1 protein-coding gene is annotated in these 1,510 nt (G+C 26.8%); it reads left to right on the forward strand.

The window, feature by feature from the left end; translation table 11 throughout:
• Positions 1-148 precede the first annotated feature (148 nt).
• Positions 149-1,366, forward strand: coding sequence for a macrolide family glycosyltransferase (locus KPL38_RS19195; protein WP_216290737.1), 1,218 nt, complete (start codon positions 149-151; stop codon positions 1,364-1,366).
• Positions 1,367-1,510 lie beyond the last annotated feature (144 nt).

Raw genomic sequence — 1,510 nt, forward strand, 5'->3', positions numbered from 1 at the left:
TTTTCATATTAATTTACAATATTTTCAAGAGGCATAGCCTAAAATTTGAAATAGCTTAACTCCTACCGGAGAAAATATAGCTTTTTGTGGCTTAATCATATTATAAATTTAATGTACTAATCTAAAAGGAAAAAAAGGACGGATAAAAATGAAAAAAGCATTATTTATAAATATGTGTGGTCAAGGACACTTTAACCCTACTATAGGTTTAGTAAAAGAATTGATAAATAGAGGAGAAAAGGTTACTTATATTGCCGGTGAAGAGTTTAGAAATAAAGTAGAAAATACAGGAGCTAAGTTTAAAGGATATAAGAAATCATTTGATGTACAAAATTTATTTAATGGAAACTTAAATTTAGAAAATAATGAACCACTATTAAAAGTCATTGGTACATTTAAAGATATAGTTGATACTTTATTTAATTCAAATGAAAAATTTGATTATATTATTTATGATTCAGCATTTATGCTAGGTAATGAAGTAGGAAGGTTATTAAAAATACCTGCAATTTGTTCTATTACAACTTTTGCTGCAAACAAAAGAACAAATTGTTTATTAGCGCAAATTAAAAAATTTGGACCTAATATACAAAAGCTTCTCAATTCTTTAGAGTATATAAATTTTGTTAAATATCTTAAAGAAGAATATGGTATAAAGTGTCCTAGTATAATTACTGCAGTTTCTGCAAAAGGCATGATTAATATTGTATATACCTCTAAATATTTTCAACTTTGTGGTGAAAGTTTTGATGAAAGCTATAAGTTCATTGGCCCATCAATAATCACTAGAAAGGAAGATTTAAACTTTTCATTAGACCATAATGAAAAGAAGAAAATTATTTATATATCTTTAGGTACTATATTTAATAATTCTTTTGAGTTTTATGAAAATTGCTTTAAAGCTTTTGATAATATGAATGTAAAGATTATTATGTCTGTCGGTAAAAACACAGATATTAATAAATTTAAGTCTATGCCATCAAATTTTATTGTTCGTAATTACGTATCTCAACTTGAAGTTTTAAAAATTGCAGATGTGTTTATTACCCATGGTGGAATGAACAGTACAAATGAAGCTTTGTATTATGATGTTCCATTAATTCTTATTCCTCAATTCATTGATCAACCTTCTGTAGCTAATAGAGTAGCCGAACTTGGCGCAGGTATTGTTATTGAAAAAGATAATGTTACTCCAAAGGTCTTGGCGCAGTCAGTAGTTGATATTCTCTCAAACAATAATTTTAAAACAAGTAGTAAACAGATTGGAAAATCACTCAGAGAAGCAGGCGGATATAAAAAGGGTGTTGATGAAATACTTAATTCAAATTTTGTATATGAAGAAGTTGCTTGTGACATTGAAAAATAAAGAATAAAGTACATATATTAAATACATTTAATTTTAGACCAGCTAGTTAAAGTCAAGTGTAAATTTGCGAAAGTAGTTGTTAATTTCATTGCATAACAAAAAGACCATTGCATAACACGAACAATGGTAAATTTAGTAATTATT

This window comes from Clostridium psychrophilum, assembly GCF_018861705.1.
Lineage (GTDB): Bacteria > Bacillota > Clostridia > Clostridiales > Clostridiaceae > Clostridium_AD > Clostridium_AD psychrophilum.

Excerpts from the sequence above, each read along its gene's own strand:
- KPL38_RS19195 (WP_216290737.1), top strand. The coding sequence starts at position 149 with ATGAAAAAAGCATTATTTATAAATATGTGTGGTCAAGGACACTTTAAC.